The organism is Deltaproteobacteria bacterium (assembly GCA_040223695.1).
Lineage (GTDB): Bacteria > Desulfobacterota_D > UBA1144 > Nemesobacterales > UBA2774 > JAVKFU01.
Map to the genome: position 1 here is coordinate 247,578 of JAVKFU010000015.1, position 17,548 is coordinate 265,125.

Here is a 17,548-nt window from a genome sequence, read left to right on the forward strand (position 1 = left end):
GATTGGGGCAGACTTTAAGCTCAATATTCCGTTTTGTCCGGGGAGTTGTAATAATCCTGCTGATATTTTAAGGGTACATCCCCGATATTGTTTGTTATATGAAGGTTCCCTTCGTCGTCCACCCATTTATAGATCGGATTTCTCGAAGGCGGATTTGAGGCATAATCCGGGCCGTTTCCGGTCTCTTCATAAGGGGACGTAGTGGAAATGGATGGTTCAGGGCTTTCTTCTCCCTCTTCCGTGGTTCCCTCGTCTTTATCCTTCTCCGTCTCGGGCTCTCTACGGGGGTTGATCTCGAGGTTGCTCTTTCGTTCGCTGCTTCGGCCCAGTGTACTGCCGCCTTCCCCGCTCTCCATCGTGGAAAGTCCGAAGTTGTTGAGGTCTTCCTCCGGCCAGTAGTAATACTCGTACGGCTGCTCCTCTATGTTTACGATCGGCTCGGAGGGGTCCGTACCTGTTTGGCTCTCGGTCTGGTTATTGGAAGGCCTGGATTCTCCCGTTTGCGCGGAGGCTTCGTAAGTCAGGAATGTTATCGACATTATAATAAGACAAATAACCGGGACTATTCTCACTTCACTGCTCCTCTTTGTAGTTGTGATAATAATTATAACCCGAAACGCATCTGTAATAGTAAATCCTGGATTAAGACAAACGGTATTCTCCCCGGTTTGATCCATGCACACATTGCGCGCCTCTACGGTTACTGCGCAGAATCTGCGCTCATATTTAATTTCTCCGGACCCCCTGCTTCTCAACAACTGTAGGAGCGGCATCCGGACGCGACGCACACGTAGTGTGATTTTACGATTCCTACTCAACACGTCTGCTGTAGCGAGCATCCTCTCAAGCCGCTTCACTCCCTTATGCCGGCGGATGCCATCCGCCCGCTCATCCCGAGGCGCAGAATCTGCGCTCATATACGATTTTTTTCGGCGCCCACGCATGTCACCGGCATCGGATAAAGAACCCGCTCACCCTGAGCCCAGTCGAAGGGTGATAACCTCCCTCCGTGGCTCCAGCTAACTTGGGCATCGTCATTGCGAGGTTGCGAAGCAACCGCGGCAATCTCGCCTTTCAAACTTTGTCATGCTGAATTTATTTCAGCATCTCGTCTTTTATGCTGAATTCTGAATCATGCATCTTGCTTCGTTTAGCCCGCTCATCCTGAGACAAGTCGAAGGATATAATCTTTTAATTTCCTTCCCCCTTCTAGGGGGAAGGTTAGGATGGGGGTATACCCGACCGTGCTGAGCGCACACAGGATGCAGTCGAAGGAGTCTTTAGTCTAACCATCATTGCGAGCATGTAACGATTTCGAGCGTGTGAGGAATCGGGTCCATTGACAGAAAGCCTGTTTTATTTTGTGTTACATTTTATAGATAAAATCACGTCAGGAGGAAGTAAATGAGGAATACGGCGTTTGCACTAGTAATTGCGGTTCTGGCAGCGGGGCTAATTTCAATGGACGCCTACGCCAGGGAAGGTATAAAAATAGTAAGTGTCGAGTCGGAGCCCGTCGCTGCGGCATCGGGGAAAAGCATCTCGGCCAAAAGTGTATGCCCTGCGGGTACAAGACTCATAAGCGGCGGAGGAGAATGTTACGGGTTCCTCAATACTGAGGGAAGAGCCGCTCTTACGAGAAGCGCTCCTGTGTTGGACGAATCTATATGGGTTGTCGAGTGCACGAACATGAACCGCAATGCCGGGGAACTTCAGGCAAGGGCGTGGGCCATTTGCGCCGATCCCGAAATTCTGGAGATTAAAGGCGGAAAGTAGCTACATATCCCTTGCTATTTTTCGGAAGGGGTCGGTATCTTGAAAAATATGGTGTATAGAACTGGCACTACGACAAGTGTGAGTATGGTCGCGAAAAGGAGTCCGAACATTATCGTAACCGCCATGGATACGAAAAACGCGTCCTGAAGGAGCGGGACCATGCCGAGTATAGTGGTGGCGGCTGCCATCATGACAGGGTTTAAACGGCTTACCCCCGAATCGACTACCGACCTGTACCTGTCCTTACCGCTCCTGATCTCCGTGTCGATCTGGTCGATAAGAACTATCGCGTTTTTAATCAGCATTCCGGACAGGCTCAAGAGTCCGAGCAGCGCCATAAAACCGAATGGCTGCCTGAATAACAGAAGTCCTACCGTAACGCCTATTATAGATAGAGGTACGGTAAGCCATATTATGAGCGGCTGTCTCACGGAATTAAACAGGAATACGACAATAAGCACCATGAGTCCGAAGAATACCGGGAGCTTGGCTTTCAGTCCCGCCTGCGCGCGCGCCGAATCCTCGGCCTCTCCGCCCCAGGCGATATAATAACCCGGCATGTCTTTAATCGGCAGCTGATCGGCGTCACGTATGGGAATGACCTCATTATTGAAGTCCTTAAAAGGGTTATCCCCGGGGCCGAAGTCCTTACCGGTTATTGCGCCGACGTCCACGTTCAGCACTTTTTCTATCCGTGGCTTAACCCTGGCCAGAAGCTCGCTCGGCAGCTCCGTTCTCGGATCGGCGTGTATTTTAATCATCGTCACGCGGTCCCTTCTGCCGATATTCGCGTCCTCCGTTTCAGTGCTAAAACCGGATATAACCTGTCCTGCCGGGATCATCTTTCCCGCGGCCGTGCTCCATATAAGCAGGCTCTGAATGGTGTCAAGATTCTGTCTTTCATAATCGGGAGCTCTTGCGATAATGGGAAGCAGCTGGCCTTCAAAGCTGCTTTTGTCTCTGTACACTCCAGTTTGAGTCCCGGAAAACGACTCTTCAAACGCCCTTGCAACCTCCGGTCTGGAAACCCCTAAAAGGCTAGCCTGGGCTTCTTCGAGCTGGGGCCTTACGACCTTTATCTTCTCCTTCCATTCGTCCCTTACCGCCTTTGCCTGGGGATCGGACCTCAGCACTTCTTTTGCCCTTTCCGCAAGCTCTCTGAGCACCGTCCGGTCGGGCCCGCTTATGCGGAGCTGTACCTTGCCCCCTTCGCCCGGTCCGAGGAGAAATTTTCTTACATTCACGACCGCGTTCGGCAGAAGCCCTTCAAGATCGTTCTGCGTCTTTTGAAAAACCGGATCTATTACGCCGTAATCTTCGACCGAAGCCAGAATTACCCCGTAGCTGGACGAGCTTTTACCCGGCACATAAGTCAATAGAAATCTGGGATCGCCCCCTCCGACCTGCGTTATAACGTCCGTAACGCCTTGTATGTTCGAGAGATACTCTTCGGCCTCCGTCAGGTCTTCCGCCGTATTCTCTATGCGGTATCCCTCAGGGAAGTAGAATTCGACGAAGAACTGCGGCCTCGTGGAATTGGGAAAGAACATAGTCTTCACGAAGCCGAATCCGATTAGCGAGGCAACGAATATTCCGACAACAAGGCCGACCGTAACGTAACGGTTTTTTATCGCCGCTATGAGCAGCTTCTTGTACGCTTGAAAGAATTTCCCCGAGTAGGGTTCTTTTTCTTCGCGCCTGCCTTTACCGGATTTTGCCTTGCCGATCAGGAAATATTTACATAGAAGAGGGGTCACGGTCACGGCTGTGACCCAGCTCAGCATCAGGGAAATCAATATGACCTGAAACAATGATCTGGTGTACTCGCCGGTGCTGTCCTTTGAGGTCCCTATCGCGGCGAACGCGAGCACCGCAACGACTGTTGCGCCCAGGAGGGGGAGAGCAGTCTGTCCCACCACTTCGTTTGCGGCGCCGATTGCGTCCAACCCCTGCTCCATTCTGATTTTCATGCCGTCCACGACAACAATTGCGTTGTCCACGAGCATGCCGAGCGCTATTATGAGCGCGCCGAGCGAAATCCTCTCAAGTGTTATATTCCACATCCCCATAAACAGGAAAGTACCGCATATGGTAAGAAAGAGAATTCCGCCGATAATGAGTCCGCTCCTCAGACCCATGGCGAAAAGAAGCACGACAATCACAATCACAACGGCTTCAAGAAGGTTTATTATAAATCCGTTAATCGCTTTGGTTACCGATTCAGACTGCAGTGATATAACCTCAAGCTCCATCCCCAGAGGGGCGAGTGGCTCAAGCTCTTCGACCTTCTCGTCGATTCCCTCTCCCATGGTTACGACGTTTCCGCCGGGAACTGTTGAAATCGCGAGACCGATTGCGGGTTTGCCGTTATATTTCAGTATGTTTTTCGGAGGGTCTATATAACCGCGTCTTATATCCGCCACGTCCCTCAGATATACCAGGCTGCCGCTCCCGCGGCTGCTTATGAGTAGATTGCCGAACTGTTCCTCCGAGGTGAACTCCCCTGTAGGGCTTATCGGAATTATCTCCGGGCCGACATCGATCCTCCCTGCGTCCACCGGCAGGTTCTTTGCTCTGAGCGCGTTGTATATGTCCTCTTGTGATATTTCGAGCGCGGCCATTTTAGGGCGGGACATTTCGACGTAAATGGCTTCGGTCTGCGCTCCGTAGAGGATTATCTTCTTTACGTCCTTTACGAGGAGCAGTTCGCGTTTAAGCAAGTCGGCGTAATCCTTTAGCTCGGCGTACGTATAACCCTCGCCGGATATTGCCAGATACCCGCCGTAGACATCGCCGAAATCGTCGTTTACAAGTGAGGGACCCGCCCCGGGCGGTAATTGAGTCTGATAATCGTTTACCTTCCTCCTTAGCTCGTCCCAAACCTGGGGCAAGCCGTTCTTGTCGTATTCATCTTTTATTATGGCTTTCACGGTTGAAAGTCCGCGGGAGGACATTGATTCAACGCGCTTTAACTGCCCCAGCTCTTGGGCGGCTTTTTCAATTACGTTTGTAACTTCTTCCTCGACTTCCTCGGCGCTCGCGCCGGGATACGGGGTCAGTATTACGGCTTCCTTAATCGTAAATTCCGGGTCCTCCAGGCGTGGCAGGCTCTGAAAGGACTTTATTCCCACGAACAGCATAACCAGGGTAAGGCTAATCGTTATTACGTTTTTTCTTATGGAAAATTCGGCTATTTTCATCCGGGTCAGACCTTAAAAAGGAGAATTGTCAATCGAGCAGCGTGACTTCCATCCCCTCCTGAAGCTGAGTTATGCCGGCTATGACGACCATATCGCCGGTTTTGAGACCGCTTAGTATTTCAATGTCTTTTTCGCCCGTAACCGCGCCGACCGTTACTTTCCTTTTATGAACCGTTTGATTGTTCTGATCTACGACCCATACGTACTGGTCGGTTCCGGTTCCGGGTATTACGGCGATTGCGGGAATGACGAAGTAACTCCCGTCGTCATTTTGCTCTATCCTCCCCCGGTAATGCACCTGAGCGGTCATGCCCGGAAGAACCACAATCCCCTCGGGCTGATCCATGCTCAGTGTAGCGCGGTAGGTCTGCGTTTGAGGATCGGCCTGCGCGCTCACCTCTTTAACCTCGAGCGGGAACTCCTCTCCGGGCGCCGACTGGAACGTAGCGTAAAGCTTCAGCATCTCGCTCCTGTCTCTCGATCTCGCGATCACATTTTCGGGAAGGTCGATTACGATCTCAACCTCCGTTATGTCCTGGAGGCTCAATATATTGTCAAAGGGCCTCACTTCCTGGAAATTCTCGACGTATTTGGCGCCTATAAAGCCGTCGAACGGGGCTCTTAGGTACGTATAATCGAGGTTCGCCCTGGCGTAATCCAGCCGCGCCTTCGCGGTGTCGCGTTTCGCCCTTCTTACATCCAGATCGGCTACCGGAACCGCGTTTCTCTCGTACAGGTCCTCGTACCTGTTGTAATCCGCGACCGCTTCGATGTATTGAGCGTAAGCCTCGTCGTACGCGATCCTGTAATCCCTCTGGTCGAGCCTCGCGAGGAGATCCCCTTTATTTACCTCGTCTCCCTCGTTCACCGGAAACTCGACGAGAGGCCCCTGGACCCGGAACGATAAATTTACCCTTTGTGACGCCTGCACTTTTCCCGGAAAGCTCCTCCCGATTCCCTGCTCTCCCCCGAGAGTCATCGTCTTTACGGGTCTAATTACCTGCACCGAGGTTTCCTCGCCTTTATCCCCCTTGCACGAAGCGAAGATGAGTATGAAGGCGAATGAAGCGACGATTATCGTTGATAAAAGGTTTTTTAATCTTCTCATATTTTCCTCACTGCCTGGCTCAACAAGATTCTCTATTCTACTTTGTTATTGTTTTCTATTAAAAAAGAATGCAGTTCCGTCTGCCGGATTTATTGTCCGGGTAAGTCATTCGTATTTTTATTCTCGGCTTCTTTCTCCGATCCGCTGCCGGTTCTTTTATTGTAGAATTGATCCAGCTCTTCAAACCACCTGTCCCGATATTCCGGCGTTGTAAAGAAATCGAATTTGCCCGCCGCGCGCTGTACATCCATCAGATCGATAAGGAAATTGTATGTCGCGTTCGCCGCGTTTAGATCCGCCGAGAGAGCGGCGTTCTGCGCGTCGAGGAGATCGATGATTGATACCACTCCCCGCGAGTAGGAATCGGTCACAAGCTCCAGGTTCTTGTGCGCGGCGTCGGCGGCGTCAAGCGAAAACCTTATGCTCGGGTAAGACGCCCCCGCATCGTTTAAAGAGGTTCTTATCTCTTCCTCGACCCTCTCCGCGGTCGAGTCTCTTTCATAGCGCAGTCTGGATAGCTCCTTTCGCGCCTTCCTGTAATCGGCGATCTTACCTCCGCCCCTGAAAAGAGGGAATGAAGCCTGAAGCTGAACTACCCATTCCGTGTCGTCAGGGCTCGTAATATCAAACGGCAGCTGGTTCCCGAAGTCAACGTTGCTCCCCGCGCCGCCCTCATACAGGAAATGCCTTATTTCGCCGAACGCGAGAACGGTGGGGGACCAGAACGCCCTTTTCGTGGAGGTAAGAATTCTGTCCTGAGCCGCGATAAGTGAATCCACGTTCGATATCTCGGGCGACTGCTCCAGACCCTGACTGACCATGAACTCCATAAACAACTTGAATGATTCGGGGTTTTCCACGTATTTGTCGAGTCTGGGGTCGCTCACCAGAAGGGAAGGGTCGTCGAGGCCCGCCTCCACCGTGGTAAACTGCTCGCCCTGGGGTCTGTGAAGGAGCCTGTTGACGAGTATTTCGGTATTTTTTCTTGCGGCCTCCGCATTGACTACTTCTATCCTGTCTGAAGAAATTTCACTTTCCCACCTGAACACCTCGGCGGGGCTTGCCACTCCTATATCCCGTCTCACCTTGGCTATTTCCAGATTGGATTTTGACAGCTTGAGATTGTCTTTCTGTATGTTCTCGATTGTTTTTGCCCTGAGCACGTTCAAGTAGCCAATCGCCGTTGCGGCGATAATGTCGAGCCTGATCTCGTCCCGTGTGAATACCCGCGAGTCCTGTAGTCTCCGCTGTACAGTCACGTTCGACCATGCGGACTCGGAATATATAAGCTGGCTCAAGTTCCCTCCGGCGCTCAGCTCCCGCTGCGGCTGAGTCCCGAGGCTCGCCTCGGCCCTGTCCTTGTCTATATATGTGTTTTCCAGAAAAATATCTGACTGGGGAAGAAGCCGGGACATCGCGAGCTTAATGTCCTGTGCGCCCGCGGCGACGAACTCGTCAGCCGCGAGCAGGTCCAGGTTCGCCTCGACCGACTCCTCCACCGCGTGCTCCAGGGTCAGGATGCGACCTGTCTCGGGCGCGGCGTCGTTTATCAAATCGGCGTCCGTCAATACCTGCCAGGTGGGTGAGAATTTGATACTGCGCGCCGTAGCCATATTTATGATAAGCCTTTCTTCAATGTTGAACTCGACCGGGAAATTTCCGGCGTTATCGCCGAGCAGTATGCTCTGTACAACCAGAGCCGCCCGTCTGGCCTCTCTGGTCAGGTTTAACTCAGGAGTAAGACCCATGAGCGCGCCTTCATCCACTTCGCTTTTCCCCAGCATCGAAAAACTGGGGAGATTCTTTTCGATGATACCGTCGTACAGCTCCGCTTTCTCGGCTTCGGTATAATTCAGGATCGGCGATACATAGACCGCCTGCACGTCCCGGGGGATAGACGCGAGCGTATTCTGGACGCTCCTCGTTACGGGTATGAGCACTATTTCGATACCGTTTTCTCTCGCGATCCTGTTAACTGTATTTTCGATTCCGGGAATTAGGCGGGTTACTACCGGCATGTAGAGTAGCGCCATTCTTTGAAAGCCGGCTATTTCCTTAAATGTTTCTATATCCTTTCCGAGTCTCTGGGGCCTGGAAAGATAATAAAAATTCCTGACGCCGCTCCCCCCGTCCTCTGCTACAGTCAAACCGAGAAGAGAGGGCTCGATGACCCAGGGTGCGATTACCGGTTTCGGGAAGTCGGTTCTTCGGGCAGCCTCGGTTGATCCTATTATTCCGAGCGTGATCAGGATATCCACTCCGGGGTCCGACAGCTGTCTCTCTATAGCTTTACTCACACCTGCTTCGGTCCAGTCCGCCGTGATGACCTTGTCCGCCGGAAAACGTACCGTGAACTCGTCCTTGGTAAGGTCGGTAATCTCTTTCATGTAAGTGTCTAATGTCTTCGAATTTAGGTCGGAGGGTCCGTCGAATATTATACCGATATTGATACCGTATGAGACTTCCGTTGCCGCTGTTAAAAGGAATAAAATAATAGGAATGAGGAAAAGCAGTTTCTTGTCCCTCGACGTCATGAAAGAATCCGCCTGTTTATTGTGGATTTGTCATTATACATGACTGTCCGCCCATAAAAAAGAAATTAACGATTATTAATCATAAACAATGATATAAGACTGATCGGGAATGTGCTTTTTATAAATCCGGACTAAACGTAAGTATAGAGCAAATGTAATGAGGCTCAATAGAGAACGCAGTCGAGAGGGAGAAATTGGGCCTGCTGTCTATGTGGCAATACGGACGGTAACAGCATTAAGTCTGGAATAGTACGGTATTCCTTCCGAGTCCTACACACGTAGTGTGGCCTTACGATTTCCGCTCGACACGTCTGCTGTACCGAGCATTCTCTTAAGCCGCTTCACTCCCTTATGCCGGCGGATACCATCCGCCCGCTCATCCTGAGCCCGGTCGAAGGATGCCCCGTCTTTTTTCCGTAACGGTATCTGTGATAAACTCCTTCCAGCGCCTTATCAAGGGATATAAATTGTGAGTTAAGGCCATGTTTTGTTAAAAAAACCTTATATTGTGGAATACCGGCAACATAATGGGTTTATATGTAAAACGGCTTCTGCGGAACACAAAGCGTTTATTAGAGAATAATTTTTATGAGCAATAAATTTACGAAACGCGAGCAAAAGTGGGTTTTCGGACTCGCATTTGCGGTAATTATATTGAGCTGGATGTCTATTAAGATTTCCATGCCTGCATTGCCAAAGCTGTCGGAGGTTTTCCACAGCGCCCCCGGCGGTGTGAAACTATCGGTTACGATCTTTTTTATTTTCTTTGCCGTTTCTCAGCCGGTTTGGGGTGGAATTACGCAAAAAATAGGGTGCAGGCCGACGTTACTTATCGGCATACTGGTCAGCATAGCCGGTTCTTTGATAGCCATGCTGGCTTTTGATCTGCCGTCCTATATAATCGGACGAGGGTTAGAAGGGCTGGGAATGGGAAGCGCTTCTCCGGTTGCAAGGACTATGCTGACAGATGTTTTCGATCGGAAGTATCTGGCACGATCTATGGGCACGATCAGCGGCACCGCGTCCATCATGCCGGCTTTGGCCCCGATTATCGGAGGTTATCTGCTGACCTGGATCGATTGGCGCGCGATTTTCGGTTTTTTCTTGATTCTATCGGTTCTGTATTTCGCATTAGCCTACCGGGACTTACCCGAAACCCGGTTTCATTCGGATAAAGACCCGCGTCCGACAACTCCCGAATTGCTCGGCTATTATCTCTCAATTCTGAAAAATACGTCATTCTGGGGATATGCTCTTTGTTATGCCGTAATGACCGGCGGGCTGCTCGGGTACTATTCAGCCGCGCCTTACTGGTTTGTTTCTCAGCTGGGTATTGCCGCCAATCACTACGCGTTTCTCACTGTCCCCACGGTTGTGTTGTACATATTCGGTCTTTTTGTAAACCGCATGCTTTTGAAAAGATATGATCTGGAGAAACTTCTCTTTCTGGGAATATCGTCGGCGGTTTTGACGGCAATCCTAACCCTCGGTCTCGCTTTTGCAAATGCTTCAGGTCTGATCGTTATTATAGTCTTGCTCAGCTTGTTTGGATTTAGCGCGGGCCTGGTAATGCCGGCGGTTAACGCCGGGGCAATGGCTCGGTTTAAGAAGGTTGCGGGGCCCGCTTCCGCGCTACTGGTAATGACCGTATTCGGCATGTCCTCGATAACCGCGAGCTGGGCGATGAGAATTGATATAGGCACTCTGTGGCCGGTTGCATTATATCTGGGGGTTTTGTCATTGATCGGGTTGTTTGCTAATTTCTTTTGGGTATGGCTTCCATACAAAAATAATGTTAGAGAAGAAATACATTGATTACCGGTATATCGTTAACGGGCTCACGCCCGTATCTGCTTAAAAGAATATCAAGGTTGATACAATGTACACGCTTAAAGGATTGGAAGCGTTTACTGTATGTCCGTGTACGCCGCATTGTGCCTGTTGATAGTCCGGTTCATTGTGCCGAATAACCTCCGTCGATTGACAGGAATGACCCGGTTATAAATGAGGCGTCGTCGGAGCAAAGAAAGAGCACCGTACGGGCAATCTCTTCGGGCTCTCCCAAACGGCCGATAGGTATGGTGGCAGCCGATTGTTCTTCGGTTATTCCTTTAAAGTCCATAAAAATATCTTCCATGGTCCCTTTAATAAACGCGCCGCAAACGGCGTTCACACGAATCCCCGATTTTGCCGCCTCCAACGCTGTGGATCTGGTCAACCCTAATACCGCATGCTTACTGGCCGAATACAAGCTGTTCTCGCGGGAGCCTAAAATGCCCGCCAGAGAAGATGAATTGACAATTGCGCCCCCTCCCGTTTTTACCATTTGAGGTATCTCATGCTTGAGACAGAGGAATACGCCTTTAACGTTAACGTCCATGATCGACTTATAATTAGCCTCTGTCTGCTCGACAATGGGAGAGAGGTTAATTGTGCCGGCGTTATTAAATGCGCAGTCTATGCGCCCGTAAGCTGCAATTGTCTTTTCAACCAGGGCCTCTATATCGGACTCAACTGTTACGTCGGTTTTTACGAAGATGCCCTCGCCGCCCGCCTCATGTACCAGGCGAACGGTTTCCTCACCCTCGTTGTCCCGCCTTCCTGCGACGACAACCCTGGCGCCTTCCCGTGCGAATGCCACCGCGGTTGCTCGACCTATTCCCGAAGTCGCCCCCGTTACTAATGCTGTCTTATCTATGAACCTTTTCATATAACCCTCCTTAGTTTATAACGAGCTGCTTGATTATTTTAAAACAATTGTGACGGTCAACGAAAGTGCATTCCCCGTTTTGTTTAACGCCGATCTTTTTAAAATAGTCAATATTCTCAGCGCATGTCATTTGACCAACGGGAGAAATCTGTCTTTTCCCCCTCTAGTAAGGAGAGAGAGTTCGGAGATCAAGAGAAGGATGGTGCGCAGCTCATAGGAGATTTTTACGCAATACACGCCGAGCATACTATTTGGAAATCTAACGCGGGTACGTGAACTCTATCTCCTGAGAGAGTCTGGCTTCAGGGCGGGGCGGTAGCCCGCTCAGGTTTAGTACCTAAAAAATCAGTACGATAAGAGACAGAGTATTCTCATAAATGGCCGTTGATGTTGGCGGGCAATAAATTTCAACATTGGATTTATTTTAGTGTTATAATTGTTACCAGAAAAATACAGATTTTATCCAAATGGAGGAGCGAGATGGCTGGATTCCCGGGTTTCAATAGAACTGTTATATATTCATTCTTTTTTGTTTTCACACTTCTTTTTTACATCTCTCATGCGAGCGGGCAGGTCAGAGCTCCGAGCGGCAGCTATCAGGAGACCTGCAGGGGTATTCAGGTAGTCGGAAGCAACCTTATCGCGCAGTGCAAAAACATAGCGGGCGACTGGAAGAACTCAACGCTTGTGTACGCCACCTGCGAGGGAGATATCAGAAACGATAACGGACAGCTAAAGTGCAAGCAGAAGATAAAACCCGCCAAGGCGCTTCCCGCCGGATCTTATAAAAGGACATGCCAGAACATGAGGATCGACGGAGACTATCTGAGGGCGAAGTGCGAGAAAAAGAACGGGGTCTGGAACAACACAAAGATAAAATACAAGAAATGCTCCGGTGATATATGGAACGACAACGGTGAGCTTACATGCAAGGACTCGGGTTCAAAAAATACTCCGAGCGGGAGTTATAAAAAGAGCTGCAGGGACTACTATGTGGACGGCAACAGGCTCTACGCCAAATGTGAGAAGAAGAACGGAAGGTGGAATGACTCCTCCATCAATTATAAGAATTGCAACAAAGATATATGGAACGATAACGGAGTGCTCACCTGCGGCAACAAAGAAAATACGAATCTGCCGAAGGGAAGCTACAAGAAAACTTGCAAGGATCTTTATGTTGACGGCAACATACTGGAAGCCCGGTGCTTGAATAAAAACGACAAGTATTCCCATACGAGCATCAATTACAAGAAGTGCAATAAAGGTATTTGGAACGACAGCGGGAAGCTGAGGTGTAACTAATCACGGCTCTTTCCGAATTCATTTCAGCTTGCGCCGACTGGAGCCTTATCAATTATCCGTATTCTCACCGGCGAGGATAAGGTCTTTGAGGGTTAAATCTCCGAGCGCCTGGTTGATTGCGTTATCCACTTTTCCGCTTATCAGGTCTACTTCCGGCATGGAGAGGTACTTCTTTTCTACAACGTCGGTCTGGTAATTAGTTCTAGTGGAGTCGATAATTTCTTTGAGTGTTATCTTCTCTATGGCTCTCGCCGGAACCAGGCATGGCGGGTCATCCCCGGTCTCTATAATCAGTTTATTATTGGCAAGCTCATCTACCGCTTCTTCGACCGGGTCGTGAGGAAGGCGCAGATGCTCAGTCAGGGAGTCAAGACTCCAGCGCTGCAAGTCAAAGTAAAAATTGTAGCCCACCTGATGCATTATTATTAAGGACAGCTTTTCCTTGAGTTTCGTGCTCAGCGTGAACACTTCCTTTTTGACGGTCAGAAACTTTAGGTTTTGGTAGCAGAATGAAATCTGAGCCCCGATAAGTAGTATAAGCCAGTTTAGATAGAGCCAGATCATGAAAATTATAAGAACCGCCAGGCTCGAGTATATGGCCGCGTACTTTGTCGAGGACGCGACGGATATTGTAAATATCCAGCTCGCTGCGTGCCATGCCACAGCCGCTATTGCCCCGCCTATAGCGGCTGACTTATAATTCACCTTGGTGTTCGGGATAATCACATAGATGAAAGTGAACACCAGAAATATTATTACAAACGGCATTATTTTCCCGACTATAAAAACGATCGTGCCGAGCGGCTCTACGGCCAGAATTTTGTTAACCACGGTGTTGCTGGTCAACGATGCCGTGAGTCCCAGGGCCGCGAACATGAGAACAGGGCCTATCAGTAGTGTCGCTATGTAGTCGCTGAACCTTCGGGCAAGGCTTCTGCCTTTCTTGATTTTCCATATCACGTTCAGTGAATCCTCGATTTTTTTGATAACCGATATCGACGTATAGATGAGCATTATGAGGCCGACCACACCGAGGACGCCGAAATTTATCTTCCCGATGAATTCCATTATTCTGGTTGTTATCTCTATGCCTTTTTCGCCCAGGGGCTGGAGGAAGTTTGCGAGAAAGGGCTCTAGCTGATTGTCCACGACCCCGAACGCCTTAAGTATCGAGATACTGAACGCGAGAAGCGGAACAAGCGATAGAAGCGTAGTATATACGAGGCTCATCGCCCTTAACGTGAGCTCATTTTCGGTATATTCACGAAAGGTTACGTAAACCAGCCTTATGAAATTTACGAGCGTGGATCTGCTTCTGTTAAGTGAAGCCGTGTCGATTCGCCATAGCTGGCGGGAAAAAAAATAATTAATTTTTTTAACCAGTTCCGACATTTCTACCTTCAATTATACTATCATTTCTGGATGAAATTTAAAATCCGCTTGAACCGGCTGCGGGTTTTTAACTTTTAAAAAGCATACCTTATAAACGTAAGTATCAGGCGACTATTAATGTCCTTTTGTCTGTTAATAATGAATAGAGGCAGGGGCGCGGAGCTGTATTGAGGTGTAACATAAGCATTGCTGCTTAACTAGTCCAGATCAAAGCAGATTTTCTTAAAATTGCATGATTCGCAAATCCTGTCGTCGTCGGTTCTCGGGAAATCCGTCATAACGGCAACGTTTTCATTTGGCTCGGCGAGGTAGCTCTTCATCTCGGCTATGCTGTTATTTATGTAACCCATGCCGTCCCGGAGCTCATCAACACTGAACCGGTGCGTTAAAGGCCTGTCTCCGAGCAGGTTGTATTCGATGAGGGAGATTTGCTCAAGCGGTACTTCAAGCTCCTCGTTGGCGAAAATCGTGTACACCTGAAATTGGAGCTTTTCGCCCTCGCCCGAGCCGGTTTTCCAATCCACTATTTCTACTCGGTCCTCGATTTCATAAGCCAGGTCCAGTTTTACAAAGATTATTTCCGGACTGAACGAAAGTGAGGCCGCCGTCATGCTTTCCACTGATAATATTTTCTCTTTCGGCAGATTTTTTACTCGATCGAGTACTTCCGACCGGTAGAAGCTCTCCAGGCATAAGACCACTTCATCATGTATCTTTTTCCAAATCTCATCTGGAGTTTCGGTATTATACTCATGCTCGAACAGGGCTGTCTCGTTCCTGAGACTGCCGTCCTTCTGCCGGTAAAGTCCGTCTCTTGAGGACCTGAACCCCTTTCTCATAAGCTCCGTTGCTCTTTCTATCGATTTTGCAAGGGGGGCGAGATTGCCTGTACTGACAAGCTCCTTTAGTATTCTCTCGATTTCGTGATGGACCATGGAGCCTTTCCACTGCCACCTGTTCTGCAGGTTTTTTAATACGTAAAGTGTTCGGGTGACCCTATCCGCCTTATCCCTTTCCCACCCACCCCACGAGCCGTAGTAATTATAGTAGTACGCCCTTTTGCACTCTTTAAATAGAGCCTGGCGGGAGTTTGACCAGCTGAATTCATTTTTAAAGTCCGCCATATATTTCCCCCCTCAGGTCAGAGCCAGCTCCATAGTGAGCATTTCAGGGTGCTCTGTTGAAGGATTCAGGGCCGGATTCCGGCCGCGCAGTCTAAATCCGAATTTCCCGTATAAAGCGAGCGCCGACTCGTTATTGCCGTTCACATCGAGCAGGACGCTCTTGCAATTTCTCTTCTTTGCCGTGTTTACCGCCTTCCTCAGAAGTAAAGACCCTATGCCCTTGCCCCTGTGTTTTTCATCTACCGCGAGCACGCTCACGTAAAATTCATCTTCCTCCACGTCAGGTGTGTAGGCGCCGTGAAGTATATTTGACGTAAGGGTCATATAGCTCGCGAACTCGCTCAGACGAAGGGTAAACAGCAACTTGAGCAAAGTTTTAAACTCCCGTTTTCCTTTACCGGTATAGCCTATCATTAGACCCGTGATCCCCTCCTCCGATACGGAGACATAGATGTTCTCGTGTCCCAGAAAATTATTCCCCGCCTTAATGAGACCTCTGACTGTCTTCGCAGGGCCCGGCGAGCGGCCGGATTTTGCCGCCTCGGCGTCGGCGCTCAAAATCAGGTCGGTTATCCTGTCAATATCGTGTATAGTTAAATCGAATTTCCTTATTTCCATGCCGCTTAATTTATATTGTTAAATCCTGTTTCGTGACGTATTGAGTCTAGGTTATAATATTTCGTATTCAGAAGCAAAAACCGGGTAAATACATGGCGGATGTAGAAGTCAAAGAACTGAAATCTGATGAAGGCGGATGGGAATACGACGTACTCGTGCGTGAGGACGATACGGAGAGCGCTCACGCGGTGACTGTCGGCAGAGCTTATTATGAGAGCTTAACGGGCGCTGAAGTCCCCCCGGATAAACTGGTGAAAAAGTCTTTTGAGTTTCTGCTGGAAAGGGAGCCCAAGGAATCGATAATGAGCCGGTTCGACCTTACGGTTATTTCCAATTATTTCCCGGAGTACGAAAGCCGGATAAAAGATTATTTCTAAAACTTCAGTTTCTATAAAAAGAACCGGAGAGAGGATCAAGGTAAATCATGGGAAAGTTTTTCACACTGCTAATAATTATTTTGATTATCGGAGGGGTTTATTATATCTACCCCCAAATCGAATGGTCTTCACCCGAAGTCGATATAAAACTCGCTTCCGAAAATGTGGGCATGAAACCCTTTGACGTAGAGATACGAGAGAAAGGGAAGGGTATCAAGGAGGTTAAGGTCGTATTGATAAAGGACGGCGTGGAAAATGTGCTGGTCAATAAGGTCTACCCCGAGGGAGTTATGGGCGATACGGTTACAGTATCTATTAACCCCGGGAAGCTCGGCATCAAGGACGGCCCGGCGGAGCTCAGGGTCGAAGCCGAGGACAGGTCGCGAATCAAGGTTTTCTCCGGCAATAAAACGACCGAAAGCAGGAATTTGAAGCTCGACCTCGTGCCGCCCGCAGTCGATTTAATAAGCACCGAGCATTACATCAACCACGGAGGCTCGGGGCTCGTCGTTTACAAGACCTCGCCAGATGTTGAAATAAGCGGAGTGAGTGTAGGGGACTATTTCTTCCCGGGCTACAAGGGGAATTTCTCGGAAGACGACGTGTACCTCTCATTCTTTGCCTATCCCTATAATGTCGAGCCCGATACGAATATAGTTCTAATTGCCGAGGACGCCGCGGGAAACCGCAAAACCGCCGCGGTCCCCTACAGGCTGAAGAATATCAATTACAGGAGTAGTAATATAAACATCAGCGAAGATTTTATTGAAAATGTCATGGTTCCCCTTGCGGGCGAAAGCGGACAATCGGATCACAGGGAAATCTTCCTCAAGGTCAATAGCGAGCTTAGAAAGGCGAATGACGCCAAGATAAAAGAGGTAGGCTCGAATTCCACAGGAGAGATTATGTGGAAGGGGGCTTTTCATCAGCTTTCAAACTCTAAAGTCGAGGCTAACTTCGCCGACCACAGAACCTATATCTACAACGAAGAGCCTATCGATGAGCAGTATCATCTCGGTTACGATCTTGCTGTAACGAAAAGGTATCCCATAGAGGCCGCTAACAGCGGCGTTGTGACGCACGCGGGCGAGCTCGGTATATACGGAAACGCCGTCATAATCGACCACGGTATGGGTGTGGCGAGTCTTTACGGCCACATGAGCACGATAGATGTCAATGTAGGGGATAAGGTGAAGAAAAAGCAGGTTATCGGAAAAACCGGTCAGACCGGTCTTGCAGCCGGGGACCATTTACACTACGGCGTGTACGTAAACGGCGTAGCCGTCAGGCCTATCGAATGGTGGGATAACAAATGGATCAAGGATAACGTGCTTCTGAAGATCGATCAGGCCAGGGCCGAATTCGGCATGAAACCCGCGCAAAAGAAGCAGAATTAAAACGAGAGAA

At 49.5% G+C, this 17,548-nt stretch carries 13 protein-coding genes; 5 read left to right on the forward strand and 8 right to left on the reverse strand.

All coding sequences use genetic code 11. The features are described 5' to 3' along the window. Positions 1 to 20: 20 nt before the first annotated feature. A complete protein-coding gene (locus tag RIG61_05370; GenBank protein ID MEQ9618582.1) occupies positions 21 to 572 on the reverse strand; it encodes a hypothetical protein in 552 nt (183 codons plus the stop codon). Between the two features lie 832 nt (positions 573 to 1,404). Here RIG61_05370 and RIG61_05375 point away from each other — a divergent pair. Then, entirely contained in the window at positions 1,405 to 1,776 is a 372-nt protein-coding gene (locus tag RIG61_05375) for a hypothetical protein (GenBank protein MEQ9618583.1), read from the forward strand. A 14-nt stretch (positions 1,777 to 1,790) separates the two neighbouring features. Here the strand turns inward: RIG61_05375 and RIG61_05380 are convergent, their stop codons facing one another. From RIG61_05380 to RIG61_05390, 3 genes are all read right to left on the reverse strand, one after another. Next, positions 1,791 to 4,976: an efflux RND transporter permease subunit gene (locus RIG61_05380; protein ID MEQ9618584.1), complete on the reverse strand. Its 3,186-nt coding sequence runs from the start codon at positions 4,974 to 4,976 to the stop codon at positions 1,791 to 1,793. Between the two features lie 28 nt (positions 4,977 to 5,004). Continuing rightward, the gene (locus tag RIG61_05385; GenBank protein ID MEQ9618585.1) at positions 5,005 to 6,084 is read right to left on the reverse strand and encodes an efflux RND transporter periplasmic adaptor subunit; all 1,080 of its coding nucleotides are present in this window, start codon (positions 6,082 to 6,084) and stop codon (positions 5,005 to 5,007) included. Between the two features lie 89 nt (positions 6,085 to 6,173). Then, positions 6,174 to 8,618 (reverse strand): TolC family protein, encoded by a 2,445-nt coding sequence (locus tag RIG61_05390; protein MEQ9618586.1) that lies wholly within the window; start codon positions 8,616 to 8,618, stop codon positions 6,174 to 6,176. Positions 8,619 to 9,206: 588 nt separating this feature from the next. Here RIG61_05390 and RIG61_05395 point away from each other — a divergent pair. After that, a complete protein-coding gene (locus tag RIG61_05395) occupies positions 9,207 to 10,433 on the forward strand; it encodes a multidrug effflux MFS transporter (protein MEQ9618587.1) in 1,227 nt (408 codons plus the stop codon). 139 nt (positions 10,434 to 10,572) lie between these two features. Here RIG61_05395 and RIG61_05400 read toward each other — a convergent pair whose 3' ends face one another. Then, positions 10,573 to 11,328, reverse strand: a complete 756-nt coding sequence (locus RIG61_05400; protein MEQ9618588.1) for an SDR family oxidoreductase — start codon at positions 11,326 to 11,328, stop codon at positions 10,573 to 10,575. Between the two features lie 480 nt (positions 11,329 to 11,808). On the opposite strand from RIG61_05400, the gene RIG61_05405 reads away from it, so the two are divergent. After that, complete coding sequence (locus RIG61_05405) at positions 11,809 to 12,630, forward strand: CVNH domain-containing protein (GenBank protein MEQ9618589.1); 822 nt, start codon at positions 11,809 to 11,811, stop codon at positions 12,628 to 12,630. 48 nt (positions 12,631 to 12,678) lie between these two features. Here the strand turns inward: RIG61_05405 and RIG61_05410 are convergent, their stop codons facing one another. The 3 genes from RIG61_05410 to RIG61_05420 all read right to left on the reverse strand — a co-directional run bounded on the left by RIG61_05410 (position 12,679) and on the right by RIG61_05420 (position 15,764). Further along, entirely contained in the window at positions 12,679 to 14,022 is a 1,344-nt protein-coding gene (locus tag RIG61_05410) for a YihY/virulence factor BrkB family protein (protein MEQ9618590.1), read from the reverse strand. Between the two features lie 197 nt (positions 14,023 to 14,219). After that, positions 14,220 to 15,146 carry a PD-(D/E)XK nuclease family protein gene (locus RIG61_05415; protein MEQ9618591.1) on the reverse strand — a complete coding sequence of 309 codons (927 nt, stop codon included), beginning with the start codon at positions 15,144 to 15,146 and terminating at the stop codon, positions 14,220 to 14,222. Positions 15,147 to 15,158: 12 nt separating this feature from the next. Further along, positions 15,159 to 15,764 (reverse strand): GNAT family N-acetyltransferase, encoded by a 606-nt coding sequence (locus tag RIG61_05420; GenBank protein MEQ9618592.1) that lies wholly within the window; start codon positions 15,762 to 15,764, stop codon positions 15,159 to 15,161. A gap of 92 nt (positions 15,765 to 15,856) precedes the next feature. Between RIG61_05420 and RIG61_05425 the strand changes: the two genes are divergently transcribed. Together RIG61_05425 and RIG61_05430 are read left to right on the forward strand one after the other, a co-directional pair. Next, positions 15,857 to 16,141, forward strand: coding sequence for a hypothetical protein (locus RIG61_05425; protein MEQ9618593.1), 285 nt, complete (start codon positions 15,857 to 15,859; stop codon positions 16,139 to 16,141). A 47-nt stretch (positions 16,142 to 16,188) separates the two neighbouring features. After that, a complete protein-coding gene (locus RIG61_05430) occupies positions 16,189 to 17,538 on the forward strand; it encodes a M23 family metallopeptidase (protein MEQ9618594.1) in 1,350 nt (449 codons plus the stop codon). Positions 17,539 to 17,548 lie beyond the last annotated feature (10 nt).

Coding starts and splice junctions, on each gene's coding strand:
- RIG61_05375 (MEQ9618583.1), top strand. CDS start 1,405: ATGAGGAATACGGCGTTTGCACTAGTAATTGCGGTTCTGGCAGCGGGG.
- RIG61_05380 (MEQ9618584.1), bottom strand. CDS start 4,976: ATGAAAATAGCCGAATTTTCCATAAGAAAAAACGTAATAACGATTAGC.
- RIG61_05385 (MEQ9618585.1), bottom strand. CDS start 6,084: ATGAGAAGATTAAAAAACCTTTTATCAACGATAATCGTCGCTTCATTC.
- RIG61_05390 (MEQ9618586.1), bottom strand. CDS start 8,618: ATGACGTCGAGGGACAAGAAACTGCTTTTCCTCATTCCTATTATTTTA.
- RIG61_05395 (MEQ9618587.1), top strand. CDS start 9,207: ATGAGCAATAAATTTACGAAACGCGAGCAAAAGTGGGTTTTCGGACTC.
- RIG61_05400 (MEQ9618588.1), bottom strand. CDS start 11,328: ATGAAAAGGTTCATAGATAAGACAGCATTAGTAACGGGGGCGACTTCG.
- RIG61_05405 (MEQ9618589.1), top strand. CDS start 11,809: ATGGCTGGATTCCCGGGTTTCAATAGAACTGTTATATATTCATTCTTT.
- RIG61_05410 (MEQ9618590.1), bottom strand. CDS start 14,022: ATGTCGGAACTGGTTAAAAAAATTAATTATTTTTTTTCCCGCCAGCTA.
- RIG61_05415 (MEQ9618591.1), bottom strand. CDS start 15,146: ATGGCGGACTTTAAAAATGAATTCAGCTGGTCAAACTCCCGCCAGGCT.
- RIG61_05420 (MEQ9618592.1), bottom strand. CDS start 15,764: ATGGAAATAAGGAAATTCGATTTAACTATACACGATATTGACAGGATA.
- RIG61_05425 (MEQ9618593.1), top strand. CDS start 15,857: ATGGCGGATGTAGAAGTCAAAGAACTGAAATCTGATGAAGGCGGATGG.
- RIG61_05430 (MEQ9618594.1), top strand. CDS start 16,189: ATGGGAAAGTTTTTCACACTGCTAATAATTATTTTGATTATCGGAGGG.